12 protein-coding genes and 2 pseudogenes are annotated in these 16,722 nt (G+C 67.4%); 13 read left to right on the top strand and 1 reads right to left on the bottom strand.

What is annotated here, in order from left to right:
• The first annotated feature begins 115 nt into the window (after positions 1 to 115).
• The 8 genes and pseudogenes from eccCb to BVC93_RS03635 all read left to right on the top strand — a co-directional run bounded on the left by eccCb (position 116) and on the right by BVC93_RS03635 (position 11,701).
• Entirely contained in the window at positions 116 to 3,541 is a 3,426-nt protein-coding gene (gene eccCb, locus BVC93_RS03670; protein ID WP_083735989.1) for a type VII secretion protein EccCb, read from the top strand.
• Positions 3,523 to 4,650: a type VII secretion-associated protein gene (locus BVC93_RS03665; RefSeq protein WP_083735988.1), complete on the top strand. Its 1,128-nt coding sequence runs from the start codon at positions 3,523 to 3,525 to the stop codon at positions 4,648 to 4,650. Before eccCb ends, BVC93_RS03665 begins: the two co-directional genes overlap by 19 nt.
• A 72-nt stretch (positions 4,651 to 4,722) precedes the next feature.
• Positions 4,723 to 5,037, top strand: a complete 315-nt coding sequence (locus BVC93_RS03660) for a WXG100 family type VII secretion target (RefSeq protein ID WP_192860177.1) — start codon at positions 4,723 to 4,725, stop codon at positions 5,035 to 5,037.
• 16 nt (positions 5,038 to 5,053) lie between these two features.
• Positions 5,054 to 5,344: a WXG100 family type VII secretion target gene (locus BVC93_RS03655; RefSeq protein ID WP_083735987.1), complete on the top strand. Its 291-nt coding sequence runs from the start codon at positions 5,054 to 5,056 to the stop codon at positions 5,342 to 5,344.
• Positions 5,345 to 5,494: 150 nt separating this feature from the next.
• Positions 5,495 to 6,790 (top strand): helix-turn-helix domain-containing protein, encoded by a 1,296-nt coding sequence (locus BVC93_RS03650; protein ID WP_083735986.1) that lies wholly within the window; start codon positions 5,495 to 5,497, stop codon positions 6,788 to 6,790.
• Positions 6,791 to 6,888: 98 nt separating this feature from the next.
• Positions 6,889 to 7,317: an STAS domain-containing protein gene (locus BVC93_RS03645; protein WP_083735985.1), complete on the top strand. Its 429-nt coding sequence runs from the start codon at positions 6,889 to 6,891 to the stop codon at positions 7,315 to 7,317.
• Positions 7,318 to 7,552: 235 nt separating this feature from the next.
• A pseudogene (gene adh / locus BVC93_RS03640) lies at positions 7,553 to 8,937 on the top strand (aldehyde dehydrogenase).
• A gap of 151 nt (positions 8,938 to 9,088) precedes the next feature.
• A complete protein-coding gene (locus BVC93_RS03635) occupies positions 9,089 to 11,701 on the top strand; it encodes a helix-turn-helix transcriptional regulator (RefSeq protein WP_083735984.1) in 2,613 nt (870 codons plus the stop codon).
• A gap of 435 nt (positions 11,702 to 12,136) precedes the next feature.
• On the opposite strand, the pseudogene BVC93_RS34685 reads toward BVC93_RS03635, so the two are convergent.
• A pseudogene (locus BVC93_RS34685) lies at positions 12,137 to 12,443 on the bottom strand (ATP-binding protein); the annotation flags it as partial.
• Positions 12,444 to 12,688: 245 nt separating this feature from the next.
• Between BVC93_RS34685 and rplM the strand changes: the two are divergent.
• The 5 genes from rplM (at position 12,689) to glmM (ending at position 16,715) form a co-directional block, all read left to right on the top strand.
• Positions 12,689 to 13,132 carry a 50S ribosomal protein L13 gene (gene rplM, locus BVC93_RS03625; protein ID WP_083735983.1) on the top strand — a complete coding sequence of 148 codons (444 nt, stop codon included), beginning with the start codon at positions 12,689 to 12,691 and terminating at the stop codon, positions 13,130 to 13,132.
• A 119-nt stretch (positions 13,133 to 13,251) separates the two neighbouring features.
• Positions 13,252 to 13,647, top strand: coding sequence for a 30S ribosomal protein S9 (rpsI, locus tag BVC93_RS03620; RefSeq protein ID WP_236950394.1), 396 nt, complete (start codon positions 13,252 to 13,254; stop codon positions 13,645 to 13,647).
• Positions 13,648 to 13,991: 344 nt separating this feature from the next.
• Complete coding sequence (locus BVC93_RS03615; protein ID WP_083735981.1) at positions 13,992 to 14,516, top strand: hypothetical protein; 525 nt, start codon at positions 13,992 to 13,994, stop codon at positions 14,514 to 14,516.
• Between the two features lie 178 nt (positions 14,517 to 14,694).
• The gene (locus BVC93_RS03610) at positions 14,695 to 15,132 is read left to right on the top strand and encodes a hypothetical protein (protein ID WP_083735980.1); all 438 of its coding nucleotides are present in this window, start codon (positions 14,695 to 14,697) and stop codon (positions 15,130 to 15,132) included.
• Positions 15,133 to 15,377: 245 nt separating this feature from the next.
• Complete coding sequence (gene glmM, locus BVC93_RS03605; RefSeq protein WP_083735979.1) at positions 15,378 to 16,715, top strand: phosphoglucosamine mutase; 1,338 nt, start codon at positions 15,378 to 15,380, stop codon at positions 16,713 to 16,715.
• Positions 16,716 to 16,722 lie beyond the last annotated feature (7 nt).

The raw sequence follows: 16,722 nt of genomic DNA, 5'->3' as shown, positions 1-16,722 counted from the left end.
ACAACCGGGACCGTAGGCCGACCCGTGCCCGCTCGCCGACCGTCATCCACAGCTGAATTGCGGACTCGTCCAGCGTTGCCTAGCGTCCGCTCTCACATCAACAGGGAGGTGGGGTGTGAGTCAACCGATGACGGGTCCGCCGCGGCACGCCACCGTACCGGTGGCCGCGCCGCCGCCGGTACCGGAGGCGCCCCCGGTGGGAGCAGCGGCGCGACTCATCCCGCTGTCCACACTGGCGGTGACCGCCGCCATGGTGGCGGTGGTGTTCGCGGTGGGCTCGCCGATGTCGAGCAACCCCATGTTCCTGATGTTCCCGGTGATGATGGCAGTGTCCGCGCTCGCCAGCCTGGCTGGTGGTAGGCGCGGCCACACCGACCTCGATGCCACACGCCGACGTTACCTTCGCTATCTGCACGGTGTAGGTGAGGAACTGTCAGAACATGCTGCAGCACAACATCAGTGGCTGATCCAACAGTATCCCGACCCGACGTCGCTGTGGCAGCTGGCGAGGACCGATCGCCGTTTCGAGCGTCACCGAGGGCACGACGGATTCTGTCGCATTCGGTGTGGTGTCGGTGCGGTGGTCGCCGCAGCACAACCAATACCACCTGCCGCGGCTGAACTGGCCGAGGTCGATCCGGTCACAGCTGCGACAGTGCAGAGGCTGGTCAGCACCTACGCCACGGTGCCGGATGCGCCGGTGACCGTCGACCTGCGAGCCGCTCCGCTGCTGCGCCTGTTGGGTGAGATCTCCGACACCGCGGCGTGGGCGCGCGCAATGCTCTGTCAGCTGGCCACGTTTCACACCCCGGCGGACGTGGCCATCGCCGTCGTGTGCGCCGGTGACCGCAGGCGGGACTGGGAATGGCTGAAATGGCTTCCCCACCACGGCCATCCGCATGGTGTCGACGATGCCGGTCCGGCCCGGCTGACCTACCACACGGTGGCGGACGCGCTGGCCGACGATGCTGCTGGTCGCCATCGGGTGATCCTGGTGGACGGTGTCGCGGCCGAGTTCACCGTCCGCGCCGATGTCACCCTGCTGTGCCTCGGCGGAGTCGCCGGCGCCGGTGAGGTGGTGTGGGACGTCGGCAACAAAGAGGTGCGGCCCGACGTGATGACGGTGTCGGAGGCAGTGGCGTGCGCCCGGCAGCTGGCGGGCGGAGTTCCGCTGGCCGTCCACCCCGCCGAACCGGTCGAGCCGTTGCGGGTGCCGCTGGGCACCGCCGAGAGCGGGGAACCGGTGTACCTCGATATCAGGGAGCCGGCGCTCGGCGGCAACGGACCACACGGACTGTGCATCGGGGCAACAGGTTCTGGGAAGTCCGAGCTGCTGCGAACTGTGGCGGTCGGCATGATCGCGCAGCACCCGGTGGACGAGCTCAACCTGATCCTGGTCGACTTCAAAGGTGGCGCCACCTTTCTGGACCTGCGGCGGGCACCGCACGTCGCGGCTGTCATCACCAACCTCGCCGACGAGGCACACCTGGTGGACCGCATGCAGGAGGCCCTCCAAGGGGAGATGCACCGTCGTCAACAACTCCTGCGCTCAGCGGGCAACCTGTCCAAGGCAGCCGACTACTCCCAGCTCAGGAACTCTCGTCCGGACCTTCCGCCGCTGCCCACCCTGTTGGTCATCGTCGACGAGTTCTCCGAACTGCTCAGCAGACATCCGGATTTCATCGATGTCTTCACCGCTATCGGTCGCGTCGGCAGGTCGCTCGGCGTACACCTGCTGTTGGCCAGCCAGCGTCTCGACGACGGCAGGCTACGGGGTCTCGAGTCGCATCTGTCGTACCGGATCTGCCTGAAAACGCTGTCCGCCAACGAGTCCCGTGCTGTGCTGGGAGTCCCGGATGCCCATCACCTGCCCGCCACCCCGGGTGCCGCCTTCCTCAAGGTGGGCGCCGACGATCCCGTGCGGTTGCGGGCCGCCTGTGTTTCCGCGCCCTCCGTGGGATCTCGTCGCCCTCGCGTGGACACGCCAAGACATCCGGTGGTGTTCACCTCCGCGGCGGTGGGCCGCGCGCGCAGCGGGATCGAACCACGGCAACGCCGAACGGTTCTCGACGTCACCCTCGATGCCGTGGACGTACCGGGTCCCGTCGCACATCAGGTGTGGCTGCCGCCGTTGACGGTGTCACCGAGACTGGACGAGCTGCCCTCACCGACAGCGTTGACAGTGCCGATCGGGCTGTCGGACCGGGTGTTCGAGCAACGGCGGGTGCCCGTGCTTGTGGACCTGTCCGGCTCCGCCGGGAACGCCGCGGTGGTCGGAGCTCCGCGGTCGGGAAAGTCGACGGTGCTGACCACCCTCGTGACGGCACTGTGCCTGAACCACAGTCCTGCCGAGAGGCAGTTCTACTGCCTGGATTTCGGCGGCGGGGCCCTCGGCCTGCTGAGCGGACTGCCACATCTGGGTGTGGTCGCGGGGCGCCATCAACCCGAGCTGGTCCGGCGCACGGTGGCACAGGTGGCCGCCGAGCTCCGCCGGCGGGAAGCCTCGGCCACCCGAGATGGTGAGGTCTTCCTGATCGTCGACGGGTGGGCGACGCTGCGGCAGGAGTTCGACGACCTCGAGAACACGGTGCTGGCTCTGGCCACCGAAGGCCTGGCGCACGGTGTGCACGTGATTCTCACGGCCACCCGGTGGGCCGACATCCGTGCTGCGCTCAAGGATCAGCTGGGTTCGCGTATCGAGTTGCGGCTGGCGGATCCGATCGACTCCGAGGTCGACCGTGCCCGCGCCCGCCAGGTTCCGAAAGATCGTCCCGGCGCTGGTCTGGCACCTGACGGATTTCCGATGACGGTGGCTGTTGTGGACGATCTGGCCGCCGTGGTGGCGCGGTCGGCTGCCCGCCATGGCGGGCAGCGGGCGCCGGCCGTGCACACGTTGCCGACCCGGGTGGACCATGCCGGTCTGGCTTTGCCTGCGCAGCCGGTGCTCGGGATCGGTGACAACAGAATGACGCTGCTGGGACCGGATTTCGACGCTCGACCCCATCTTCTGGTGTTCGGTGACCCGGCATGCGGTAAGACATCGGTGCTTCGGCTCCTCGTCCGGGAGATCCACCGGACGTCGCCGCCCGGGTCTGCAGAACTGCACGTCCTCGACCCCAGGCGCACATCGGGCAAGGAGAACTGCACCGGATACGCGGACACCGCACAACGCTGCGCCGACCTGGTGGCGGATCTGGTTGTCCTGCTGCAACCGCGGATGGGCTCGACGTGGACCGGACCCGTCGTCTACCTGGTGATCGACGACCACGACCTGATCAGCCGGGCGTGTGAGCCGCTGGTCGAACTCATCCCGCATGCCCGCGACATCGGCCTGCGGTTGGTGACGGCACGTCGAGGGGGTGCCCGGACCCTCTATGACCCCCTGGTCTCCGCGATGCGGGACACAGCTGCTGCGGTCCTGCAGATGAGTCAGGCCGGAGATGACGCCGGTCGCGGCGTGGTGTTGCCGCAAGGGCGGGCGGTGCTGACGGCGGGGCCCGATCAGCAACTGGTGCAACTGGCATGGACACCACCACGATGACCGTCACCTGTGTCCTCGGCCCGGTCTCGATCACGCGGCAGACGCCACCTGCAACCGCGGCCCAGCCCGACGTGGCATCCGCGGCCTTGAGTGCCGGACCCGGCGGATTTGTCCTCGTCGACGGCCAACCCACGGCGGTGGGCACCGTGTGGCGCGACGTCTTGGCGCCGCTGCTGCGTGGTTCCGACGAGGCTGTGTTGATCCATCCCGGGTGGTGGACAGCACCGCAGCTGGAGCTGGTGCGCAGCGTCGCCGCCGAGGTCGTCTGCGAAGTCGAGTTGGTACCCCGGGCAGCGATACTCGGTGACTCGGACACAGTCATCGAGATCGCTCCGCACGCGGTGCTGGTTGTCGGGCCGAACGGTCCGCTCGGTCTGGTGCACCGGACGGGAGAGTCGGTGGTCAGCAGGGTGGCAGCCCTGATCCGGGCTGGCCCTGTGGTGATCGACGGCCCGGCGGACGTGCCGGGAGCGGTGGTGCTGGCCGGTGCGCTCACCGCGGCGCTGACACGCCGAGGCATGCGGGTGCATGCCGATCGATGCATCGTCGCCGCCGAGCCCGTCGAGTCCGCAAGATCTGCGAAGGTGATACCCACCCGGTGGGTGGCCGCCGCCGCGGTCATGGCGGCGCTGGTGGCGGCAGGGACTCTGATCGCGCGGCCGCACGGGCAGCCGCGAACGCCACCGAGGGCATTGGTCGAAGGCCGGGTCACCATGCAGATCCCTGCCGGCTGGACGGTGGACAGGGTGACGGACGGACCGGGATCGGCACGCGCGCAAGTGGTTTCACCCGAGGATCCCGACGCGGTGGTGCACCTGACCCAATCTCGCATCGCACAACCGGATCTCGCCTCCACGGCAACGGCGCTGCGTGTGGCCATCGACGCAGAACCTCCGGGAACGTTCGTCGACTTCGACCCGGCGGGCCACCGCGCCGGACGCCCCGCGGTCACCTACCGCGAGATCCGACCCGGCCGCGACATCGTATGGACGGTGCTGGTGGACGGTGACCTGCGCATCAGCATCGGCTGCCAGAACGGCATCGGACGGGCCGAGGCCATCACCTCTGCCTGCGATGACGCAATTCGCACCGCACAACGCCTCGAGTGAATTTCGTGTGTCGGGGAACCGAAACGCTTCGCCGACAGACGAACCAGATAGACAACCCACAAAGGAGCCCCGATGACAGCACTGAGTACGGACTTCGCGCTCATGCGCGCCGCCGCCGACGCCACCGATGCCCGCAATGCCGAGATCCGGGCGCTGCTGCAAGGCTGCATCGGCAGATTGCATGCGGTGCCGCCGTCCGTGTGGGGCGGGGCGGCGGCCGTGCGCTTTCGCGATGTGGTGGACCGGTGGAATGCGGAGACCACCAAGCTGTGCCACTCACTGGACACCATCGCCGCCACCATCCGTCACAACGAACAAACCTTGCAGGAAGCCGCTCATCAACACACCCAGCAGATTGCGGCCGCGGCAACCGACCTGCGGCGCTGACTTCTCGAGGAGACTCATGGACCAGATCAGTTATGACTTCGGCGAGATAGAGGTGGCCGTCCGCCAGGAGATCCAGCGCACCTCGGCGCGCCTCAACGCCGCGCTCGAGGACCTGGCGTCGCGCATCGCGCCGCTACAGCAGGTATGGACTCGCGAGGCCGCCGAGGCCTACCGGGTGCAGCAGACCGCCTGGCAGCAGTCGGCGGCCGCACTCAACGAGATCCTGCTGCGGCTGGGCGCCGCGGTCGGAGACGGCGCGGGAGCCGTCGCCGACACCGATCGAGCAGCGGCCAACGCCTGGCGATGACCACCCCAGACCTGTGCGGCCCGGTGGGCCTGGAGAAACCCGCCGGGCCGCACAGCAAGTAACCGGTGCACGCCGCGGTCAGAAGCGACTATGGTGGCGACCACACGGCGGGGCCGAACCGCGGAGCCTGCCAAGGACCAGTGATCGCCGGTGGAAGCAACGACCAACACACGCGACGGGAGCAGCGCCCCCGCACTGCTTGCTGTGCACGAAAGGTTCCTCGCAGGCGAAGTCGACGCCACCTATCTTGCGAACCAGGTACGTCCGGTGATCGCCGAGAGCTGGCGACGCAGCCTCGCCGGCGGGGTCGACCCCGACCTCGGCGGAGCCCGACAATCGTCGGTGGCACTGACCGTCGCGAGGCTCAGAGACACCCACCCCCTGGCTCCCGCGCTACCGGTGATCCGTCGACTACTTGTCGACGACGCCGTGGAATCCGGAGTGGTGGTAGCCGTCAGCGCCGCCGACGGCACCCTGCTTTGGGTCGAAGGTGACCCGGCGATGCGCCGTAGGGCCGAAGCCATGAACTTCCTGCCCGGCGCGGATTGGAGCGAGCGGGGCGCCGGCACCAACGCCCCGGGCACCGCACTGGCGCTGGACCGCGAACTGCAGATCCGCGGCGGCGAACACTTCTCCCGGATCGTGCAGCCGTGGAGTTGTACCGCCGCGCCGGTACACGACCCCACCACCGGCGCACTCCTGGGCGCCATCGACCTCACCGGCGGTGACGATGTGGCGTCATCTCAGACACTGGCCCTGGTACGGGCCACGGTGGTAGCCGTAGAGAGCCATCTCGCGCTGCTGCGCCTCACCGGCAACCACAGACCCGCCCCCGCGACCCGCAAACCCCATCTGGTGGTGATGGGCTCCGACCGCCCCAGGTGGGTCACCACCGACGAACTCGGTCATCTTCGCGCCACCGGGCTGACCGGGCGCCACGCCGACATCCTGGTACTGCTCAGCAGGCACCCGGAAGGGTTGTCCGCCGACCACTTGGCGGTGTTGCTCGACGACAAGGACCTCGACGTCGTCACCGTGCGCGCGGAGATGTCGCGACTGCGCAAGGTCATCGGCCCGGAACACCTGACCTCTCGGCCCTACCGACTGCTGGTGCCCATCACCTCCGACATCGGGGAGATCTTCGACGCGCTCGATGACTCCGATGTGGAATCGGCGTTGGCTCGCTACCCCGGCCCGTTGCTGCCGCAGTCGGCTTCGCCGGCCATCGCGCGGCTGCGCACCCAGTTGTCGGCATCGTTGCGCGGTGCGGTGCTGGCCGAGGCGACGCGGGGGAGGACTGACCTGTTGCGACGCTGGCTCGAGCTGCCGGAGGGCCGCGACGACCGGGATGGCTGGCGCGTGCTGCGGGACAGCGCGGTCGGCGATCCGCTGCGCCGCGCCCAAGCGGGCGGGCACCTGGCGGGAATCGACTTCGACCTCAGCTGAAGTGCCGCTGTCGAACGATTCATGTTTGATGGTGGCGTCGAGCGGGAACCCGCGCGTAAAACTAGCGTCGAGCAGCACCAACCGAGTGGTGGAAAACGGTGGCGATCATCTTCCTGGAAGGTCTGCAGCTCCATCCGCAGCCGCGTGAACACGCGCGCGCTGCCGGGCCTCGGCTGTTCCGGCGCGTCACGCGACAGATGCCGCTGCGTGTCAGTACAGACGGAGCCGTTGTCTCGGCCGTGGGCGAGGTGGATGCCGGAAACGTCAAGGACTTCGCTGATCAGGTATGCGCGGCCATCGCCGAGATCAGTGAACACGCTCTCGACATCACGGTTGATCTGTCCGGCCTCGATTTCTTCGCCGTTGATGGGTGCACCGCTCTCCACGCGATCAATGCGCAGGTCATGCGACTCGGCGCAAAATGGTCGGTGAGCCCGAGCGCTGCCGTCAACCGGGTGCTGCAACTCTGCGACCCGGCTTGCCTGATCCCGGTCACCGACCCCGAGGAATTGGCCGAACCTGCCTGATCAGACGGGCTCCGTGAGCGTGCAACTGTGGTGCAACGGTTGAACTCTTATCGTGGTGACGCACGACACACTCGTGAAGCTGACGGCAGGAGATTCCATGACCACCTACGCCCGGCCCGGTGCCGACGGCGCTCTGATGTCTTTCGACGCCCGGTACGACAACTACATCGGCGGTGAATGGGTACCGCCGAACGCGGGTCGCTACTTCCAGAACCCGACGCCGGTCACCGGCGAGGTGTTCACCGAGGTCGCCCGCTCCGACGAGAGTGACATCGAGAAGGCTCTCGACGCTGCCCACGCCGCCGCTCCGGCCTGGGGCAAGACCTCGCCCGCCGAACGTGCGGTGATCCTCAACAAGATCGCCGACCGCATCGAGGAAAACCTCGAATCGATCGCGCTCGCCGAGTCCTGGGACAACGGCAAGCCCATCCGCGAGACCCTGAATGCCGACATCCCGCTGGCCGTCGACCACTTCCGCTACTTCGCGGGGTGCTGCGGGCGCAGGAAGGGTCGCTGAGCCAGATCGACGAGGACACGGTCGCCTACCACTTCCACGAGCCGCTCGGTGTGGTCGGACAGATCATTCCGTGGAACTTCCCGATCCTGATGGCGGTGTGGAAGCTGGCTCCGGCCCTGGCGGCCGGTAACGCCGTTGTGCTCAAGCCCGCCGAGCAGACCCCTGTCTCGATCCTGTACCTGATCAAGATCATCGGCGACCTGCTGCCCGCGGGTGTGGTCAACGTGGTCAACGGCTTCGGTGTCGAGGCGGGCAAGCCCCTGGCCTCGTCCAACCGGATCGCCAAGATCGCCTTCACCGGCGAGACCACCACCGGCCGGCTGATCATGCAGTACGCCTCGCAGAACCTGATCCCGGTCACCCTGGAACTGGGCGGCAAGAGCCCGAACATCTTCTTCAGCGATGTGCTGGCCGCCGCGGACAACTACCAGGACAAGGCGCTCGAGGGCTTCACGATGTTCGCCCTCAACCAGGGCGAGGTGTGCACCTGCCCGTCGCGCTCGCTGATCCAGGCCGACATCTACGACGAGTTCCTGGCATTGGCGGCCATCCGCACCAAGGCAGTGCGTCAGGGTGATCCGCTGGACACCGAGACCATGATCGGTGCTCAGGCGTCCAATGATCAGCTCGAGAAGATCCTGAGCTACATCGAAATCGGCAAGAGCGAAGGTGCGCAGGTGGTCACCGGTGGTGAGCGCGCTGAACTCGGCGGTGATCTCAACGGTGGCTACTACGTGGCGCCGACGATCTTCACCGGCCACAACAAGATGCGGATCTTCCAGGAGGAGATCTTCGGTCCGGTGGTGGCGGTGACGTCATTCAAGGATTACGACGAGGCGATCTCCATCGCCAACGACACCCTCTACGGCCTGGGCGCCGGGGTGTGGTCGCGCAACGGCAACACCGCATACCGCGCGGGCCGTGACATCAAGGCCGGCCGCGTGTGGACCAACTGCTACCACCAGTACCCCGCGCACGCCGCGTTCGGTGGTTACAAGCAGTCCGGCATCGGTCGCGAAAACCACAAGATGATGCTGGATCACTACCAGCAGACGAAGAACCTGCTGGTGTCCTACAGCGACACCGCGGTCGGCTTCTTCTGAGCCGGGTTCCCGGCTAGGACCTTGCCGCCGGCTCCTTCGTCGCCGCGTCGTCGACCCGCCTGATGGGGCGGGTGCTCTCCTCCCCGGGAGCACCCGCCCCATCGGTGTCAAAACCCTGTTGTACTGAGGCTGTCGCTCCTAGGCTGCTGAGGTGGCCTTGTCGTGGCCCCTGATCGGTCGTTCCGGGGAGATCCGCACAATCAATGCCGCGCTCGCGGTTCCGGGCGTGTCCGGAGTCGTGATCCGCGGAGCCCAGGGTGTGGGCAAGAGCCGCGTGGTCCGTGAGGTGCTCGCGGCTGCCGAATCCGCCGGGCACCGCAGTCAGCTGGTGGTCGGGAGTTCGTCGGCGCAGGCTATTCCGCTCGGCGCGCTCAGCGGCTGGGCGACTCCCGGTGCCGCCGATGTCACTCAGTTGACGCGCGGTGTCATCGACGCGCTCACCGCCACCCCGGCGGGCGCCCGACTGATTCTCGGCGTCGACGACGCACACCTGCTCGACGACCTCTCCGCCTTCGTGATTTACCAGATTGTGCAGAGGGGCGCCGCCAAGGTCGTCTTCACAGTGCTTGACCGCGAACCGATTCCGGCTGCGGTTCACGAACTCTGGAAGACGGCATTCCATCACCGGGAGCTGGAACCCCTGACACTCGGTGAGACCGCCGACTTGCTCGCCGCCGTCCTGCAAGCCCCCGTCGACCGAGGCTCGGTAGCCCGGCTCTGGGATCTCACCCGGGGCAACCTGCTGTACCTGCGCACCGTTGTGGAGCAGGAAGTGGCCAACGACCGGCTCCGGCTGCAGCGCGGCCGATGGTGGTGGGTCGGCGAGCCGGTGCTGCCGCCGACGCTGGTCGAGATCGTCGAGTCCCGCGTCGGGCTACTCCCGGCTCCGGTCATCACCGTGGTCGACCTCCTGGCTGTCGGCGAGCCGATCGACCTGAACGCCCTGCGCCAGATCGCCGAGCCCGAGGCCATCGAGGACGCCGACAGCCGCGGACTCATCACGTTCGAGCAGGTCGGAGAAGCGATTCGGGTTCGTGTTGCCCACCCCCTCTACGGCGAGGTGCGCCGTCGGCGGGCTCCGCTGACCCGGATGCGGCGCCTGCGGGGTCTCATCGCCTCCGAACTGGCCACCCGTGACGACCGCGACGACATCCACGCTGTGGTGCGACGGGCTGCGTTGAGCCTCGACTCCGACCTGCCACCTGACAGTGCGCTGCTCACCAGGGCGGCCAACGGCGCGGTGTGGTTGGCGGATCTGGCACTCGCCGAGAGACTCGCGCATGCGGCGGACCGGGCCGGGGGCGGAGCCGAAGCCGGTTTCGTGAGGGCCCATGCGTTGTCATGGCTGGGTCGAGGTGAGGAGGCCGAGGTGGTGCTGACCGGCATCGGCGTCGACGAACTCAGCGCCGGTGATCGCATGCGGCTGGCGTTCCTGCGCGCCAGCAACATGTTGTGGGCGCTGGCGGATCCCGCGAGTGCCAAGGCGATCGCCGACGCGGCGGCAGGCACTGCGCCCTCGGCGGGGGACAACTATCTCGACGCGTTTCTGACGGTGTATTGGTTTGCCACCGATCATCCGGTTGACGCACTGCAAGCGGCGGAACACCTTGACCCCGATGGGCTTCCGGCGGTGGCAGGCGCGGAGGTGGCATGGGCACTGTCGGTGATCGCCGGGGATGCGGGCCGGGTGACCGACGCCGCAGCGCTGGCGGAAATGGGTTATGCCGTCGCGGCGCGGTCGTTGGATGCACCGCACATGCGTTTCAACATCGCCGATGCTCATGTCGGGGCTCTGCTGCTGGCCGGTAGATCGGCGGAGGCGGTCGACGTGGCTGCTCGGGTCCGTGCCGAAGCAGCGGAAATGCCTGGCGCAGCGGGGCTTCTGGGTGCCGCGGTGGCGGGCCGCGCCGCGCTTGGGGCGGCAAGGTTGGACACCGCGGTGACCTTGCTGGAGCAGGCCGTCGAAGGGCTCTCGATAACGCATGCTGTGGGCTGGGGCCATCGGTACCAGATTCCGCTTGTCGCCGCGCTCGCGTTGCGCGGCCACACCTGCGAAGCCGCCGATCTGTACGCGACTCTGGAAGACAACCCGCGGACATTTCGACAGCTCGATTACGAGCGCAGCCTTGCGCAGGCATGGCTGGTCGCCTGTGAGGGGGCCGTCAGTGCCGCCGTGGCCATCTCGCTCGCCGCAGCCGAAAGAGCGGCAACTGCAGGGCAGTTTGCGGCTGAGGTGCTGTGTCTGCAGATCGCCACCCAGCTGGGAGATCGGAGCTGTGGGCCTCGGCTCAAGGAACTCCAGGAAGTGGTCGAAGGGCCGCGTGTGGTCCTGGCGGCGCGATTCGCCGTGGCCCTGCATTCCGGTGATGCTGCTGAATTAACATCGGTATCAACCGGTTTCGAGGAGATCGGCGACATCATCGCCGCTGTCGACGCCGCCGCGCACGCTGCAGTGGCGTATCGCAAAGACGAGCGGCGCGGGTCTGCTCTGGCGTGCTCGGTGCGAGCCGCGACGTTGGCGCAGCAGTGTGGTGCAGCGATGACCCCCGCTCTCGGCCGCGCAGCCGAGCGGTTGCCACTCACTGCCCGCGAATCGGAGATCACTGCCCTCATCGCGCGAGGTCTGTCCAACCGGGCTATCGCCGACCGGCTGACACTGTCGGTGCGCACGGTGGAAAGTCACATCTACCGTGCGATGGCGAAAACCGGAGTCGCCGATCGGGATGAGCTCAGTGCGCTGGTGATCCGCTCGCGCGTCGACTGATCCGACGTCGGCCGCGATTGCGGTAGTGCGGTACTGAATCTGCCCGTGCCGGCACGGGTGATGATCACACGGTCATGTCGCTGACGGGGAGAAGGCGCGAAATGACCGATTTGTCAACAAGATCCGCATGTCCACCGGAGGCCGTCGAGGTGCCGGCGACGGCGGCCGAAGAAACCGCGGAAGGTTCTGCGCCCCGCACTGAGGCGCCTAGGCACTACCCGCCACGGCGTGCGGTTTTTCTCGAGCAGGCAGCCATGCGCCGCGAGATGTATCGGTTGTGACGCGATTGCAGTGGTGCGCTACTGCACGCGCTCCAACACCAGTGGGTGACGATGCAGGAAGTGGTGAGCACCGGCCCGACGAGGGGCGGGCCGGCGCCGTCACCCGACCACAGTTCGACCACCGGCACCAGGAACGGCGCGCATTCGAGCGCCACTCTTCGAGGGCCACCGGAGCGCCGAACAGCGCCATCACCATCGCCGGTGTGTTTCACGGTGCCGCCGTACCGCCGGACCACCGCCGCGGACCGCTCGACCAGCTGGGTCATGATCTCGCGTAGCCGCTCGAGGTCCACCGCGGCGGCGATGTCCATGGACCGCACCACGTCGGCGAACAGGACGGTCACCTGTTTGTAGTTCGCCGGACGATACGACGATGTGTTCGGTAGGCCACACTGGTCGCAGAATTTTGCCTCGACCCGCAGTTCCGTGCCGCATGACCCGCGGGTTCTGTGCGCCGCCATACCTCACCCGCCGATCTCGGCCCCCAATTCCGGTGGCTAAGGACAGGCCGATGAACTGCCGGCGGATCCGGGTTTTGACCTGCGCGGACGCTGCCAGGTAAGCTCCCTCGTCGGCGTGCGATCAGCATCACGCGCCGTTTCCGGGTCAGTGTCGGTCGCCGGAAGCGGACATCGCGCGCTGGGCCGACACCCGGAATGTCCGGGATCCAGCAGCCCGTCAGGGCCCGAGAAGAGAAGGTAGCGCTGTGCCTACGTACACGCCGAAGGCCGGTGACACCACCCGTTCGTGGTACGTCATCGACGCCACGGATGTGGTGCTCGGCCGGCTCGCCGTCGAAGCAGCCAAGCTGCTCCGCGGCAAGCACAAGCCGACGTTCACCCCCAATGTCGACGGTGGCGATTTCGTGATCGTCATCAATGCCGACAAGATCGCCGTCAGCGGCGACAAGCTCCAGACCAAGTTCGCCTACCGCCACTCGGGCTTCCCGGGCGGTCTGCGTGCTCGCGCGCTGGGTGATGAGATGCAGAAGCACGCCGACCGTGTGGTCGAGCGCGCCATCGTCGGGATGCTCCCGCACAACAAGCTGAGCCGTCAGATCCAGAAGAAGCTGAAGGTCTACGCCGGCCCGGATCATCCGCATGCCGCTCAGCAGCCGATTCCGTTCGAGATCAAGCAGGTGAGCCAGTGACCGATACGACTGATACCACCGAAGACTTCACCGCCGACGTCGTCGTCGAAGAAGACGCCGCTGTGGCCGAAGAGTCCTACGAGGCCGCTGTCGAGGATGAGCCCGCCGCTCGCGAGCCCATCTACATCGACCGTCCCATCCAGACCGTCGGCCGTCGCAAGGAAGCCGTGGTCCGGGTGCGCCTGGTGCCCGGCACCGGCAAGTTCGACCTGGACGGCCGCAGCCTCGAGGCCTACTTCCCGAACAAGGTGCACCAGCAGCTGATCAAGGCCCCGCTGGTCACCGTTGATCGGGTGGAGAGCTTCGACATCTTTGCCCACCTCGATGGTGGCGGCCCGTCCGGACAGGCAGGCGCGCTGCGTCTGGCCATCGCCCGGGCCTTGATCCTGGTCACCCCCGAGGACCGCCCGGCGCTGAAGAAGGCCGGCTTCCTGACCCGCGATCCGCGTGCCATCGAACGCAAGAAGTACGGCCTCAAGAAGGCCCGTAAGGCTCCGCAGTACTCGAAGCGCTGATCTGCTGCGCAAGTTCTCCAACCGGTCGCCGGGCACTTTTCGACAGTGCCCGGCGATCGGCGTTTCGAGACCGATACGCCCGAGTGTGACCTGTCACACACTCTGATTTCAGGGAATCCGAGCACCGTCGTGCGCTGGGCAAGGCTCCGCTCAGCTAATCGATGCAGGTGGCCATCCGCTGTGTTTCCGCCTCAGACAGTTGAGTTTCGATCCCACTGTGCGCAAGCCTCGAACACGGAAGCGCGGGCGTCGATCAGACGTGGGCAGGATTCGAACCTGCCCCGGCTGCCAGCAGATCGCTTGTGCTGCCGGACCGCGACTTCGCGAATCGGAAGGGGTAACTGATGAGGGTCATCAGCAAGAACTTCACGGCCGCATCTCGTTTCAAGGCCGCAACGGTGGGCACCTTGTTCGGCGGCTCACTTCTGTTCACTGCAGGCATGGGTATTGCCGGCGCGGAGCCGGTTCCGGTTCCTGTTCCGGTCCCCGATGGCCTGGTGAACGTCACGGTCGGCGGCACGGCCATCCTGGAGAACGTCCCGGCTGAGGTGGCCAGCAACGCAAGTGCCGCCATTTGTGGCTCCACGGCCGCCGATGTGAGCGCGCTCGCCGAGCAGGTGGACACCCAGGGCGTGAACCAGACCGTGTGCTCCGGTCTGCCGGGTGGGGACCTGGTGCTGGCGCAGAACGTCAGTGCGGAGGCGACGTCGCCGGTGGTGCCGGAGACCGAGTCCGGTAGCGCTGTCGAGGGCGCTGCCGAGGGCACTGCCGAGGCTCCTACCGACACCGAGGAGACCGGAACCGAGGGTGACCTCGGGGGCGCTGGTTCGGCCGAGGCTCCGGCCGAAGGCGAGGAAGACGCCGGATAAGTGATTCGACAGCACCGCCCGCATCCAGTCTGGATGCGGGCGGTGTTTCTGTTGTGAAGCACCTGCGAAAGCGCTCTGGAGGTTGCCGACGAGCGATGCCATCAGGACCATCGGGTTCAGGGGTTCAGGGGTTCAGGGGTTCAGGGGTTCAGGGGCGCAGGGAGAAAGGTGACTGGAAATGAACTTCAAATCCGCGATGGTGACCGGTGTGGTCGGAGCGTCGCTGATGCTGACCGCCGGGCTGGGCGTGGCACAGGCGGCCGGGCCCGACGGTGAGGTCAATGTCGTCGTCGGCGGTGCCACCGTCCTCGACAGCGTGCCTGATGCCCAGGCGGCGCAGGCTGCGGCCTCGATGTGTGCGGTGCCGGAGCCGGCGCTGGATGCGATCGCAAGCCAGGTGGACAACACGGGCGGCAGCCAGACCGCATGCACAGGCCACCCCGGCGGGGCCGTGGTACTGGCTCAGAACCTGCCCGCCGCGATGGAGCTGTCGCCCGTGGTGCCGGGCACGAAGGCTTCCTGGGGATCGGGTGAGGCGGCTGCGGTTCCGTCTGGTCCGGATCCGATCTCGAGCAGTCTGCCGACGTCGCCGGACAACATGTCCTCGGAGAACTGAGGTGGTGTGAGGCGTGGAGAACGCGCCAACTGCTTGTAGGTAATGGCGAGCGCTCGTCAGTCCCACACACACGGACGCAGATGTCCGCCGGTGCCAGCCGGACCCGCGACTTCGGGTAGCGGGAGGGGACGGCTGATGGGCGCCGACAAGTTCACGCCTTCGGTGGCGTTCTTCTCGGCTTCCACTGAGTCCGGAGCGGAGCGGCAGTTGGCTCCGGGGCACCCAAGTGTGAGAAGTTGGAGTCCATGGCGCGACTTTTCGGTACCGACGGGGTGCGCGGGGTCGCCAACCGTGACCTGACCGCTGAACTTGCTATTTCGCTCGGCTCGGCCGCAGCCCGCAGGCTGGTCATGCCTGGGCAGGCACGCCGCCAGGTCGCAGTCGTCGGCCGCGACCCGCGGGCCAGCGGCGAGATGCTCGAAGCGGCCGTCATCGCCGGTCTCACCAGCGAAGGCGTGGACGCGCTACGGGTCGGTGTGCTGCCCACACCCGCGGTCGCGTGTCTGACCAGCGCCTACGACGCTGATTTCGGTGTCATGATCTCGGCCTCGCACAACCCGATGCCCGACAACGGCATCAAGATCTTCGGTCCCGGCGGGCACAAGCTCGACGACGCCGCTGAGGACCGTATCGCCGAGCTGGTGGTGTCCGGTCCTGGTGAGCGGCCCGTGGGCGCGGGCATCGGCCGCGTGGTGGACGCCGAGGATGCGTTGCAGCGCTACCTGCGACATGTCGGCAAGGCGGCGTCGGCGCCGCTGGACGGCCTCACCGTCGTGGTGGACTGCGCCAACGGAGCTGCGTTCGCTGCGGCACCTGCGGCGTATCGCGCCGCGGGAGCCACCGTTATCGCGCTCAATGCCGAACCGAACGGCCTCAACATCAACGACGGCTGCGGATCCACCCATATGGAGGGTCTGCGGGCTGCGGTTCTGGCCCACGGCGCCGATCTGGGACTGGCCCACGACGGCGACGCCGATCGGTGCCTGGCGGTCGACGCCTCCGGTGGGCTGATCGACGGGGACGCGATCATGGTGATCCTGGCGCTGGCCATGCGGGACGCCGACGAACTCGCCTCCAACACCCTGGTCACCACCGTGATGAGCAACCAGGGCCTGCACATGGCCATGCGGGATGCGGGGATCGCGGTACGCACCACCGGTGTGGGTGACCGGTATGTGCTCGAAGAACTGCGGGCCGGTGAGTACACACTCGGCGGTGAGCAGTCCGGTCACATCGTGCTTCCCGCCTATGGCACCACCGGCGACGGTATTGTCACCGGCCTGCGGTTGATGTCGCGGATGGCGCAGACCGGTTCCCCCATCGCTACGCTCGCCGCTCCCATGCAGACGCTGCCGCAGGTGCTGATCAACGTCGAGGTCTCCGACAAGACCACCGTGGCGGCTGCGCCTGCCGTACAGAGTGCGGTGGCCGAGGTGGAGGCCGAGTTGGGTGATACCGGTCGAATTCTGTTGCGGCCCTCCGGAACTGAGCAGTTGGTGCGGGTGATGGTCGAGGCCGCCGACGAGGACACCGCACGCCAGTTGGCGGTGCGGGTGGCGGAATCGGTGAGCGAACAGAGCTGACGCGCTT

The sequence above is a fragment of the Mycobacterium sp. MS1601 genome (genome assembly GCF_001984215.1).
In the GTDB taxonomy this organism is placed as follows: Bacteria; Actinomycetota; Actinomycetes; order Mycobacteriales; family Mycobacteriaceae; genus Mycobacterium.
This window is presented reverse-complemented; position numbering and strand designations above follow the sequence as displayed.

Coding starts and splice junctions, on each gene's coding strand:
- glmM (WP_083735979.1), top strand. CDS start 15,378: ATGGCGCGACTTTTCGGTACCGACGGGGTGCGCGGGGTCGCCAACCGT.
- BVC93_RS03615 (WP_083735981.1), top strand. CDS start 13,992: ATGAGGGTCATCAGCAAGAACTTCACGGCCGCATCTCGTTTCAAGGCC.
- BVC93_RS03655 (WP_083735987.1), top strand. CDS start 5,054: ATGGACCAGATCAGTTATGACTTCGGCGAGATAGAGGTGGCCGTCCGC.
- BVC93_RS03610 (WP_083735980.1), top strand. CDS start 14,695: ATGAACTTCAAATCCGCGATGGTGACCGGTGTGGTCGGAGCGTCGCTG.
- BVC93_RS03665 (WP_083735988.1), top strand. CDS start 3,523: ATGGACACCACCACGATGACCGTCACCTGTGTCCTCGGCCCGGTCTCG.
- BVC93_RS03660 (WP_192860177.1), top strand. CDS start 4,723: ATGACAGCACTGAGTACGGACTTCGCGCTCATGCGCGCCGCCGCCGAC.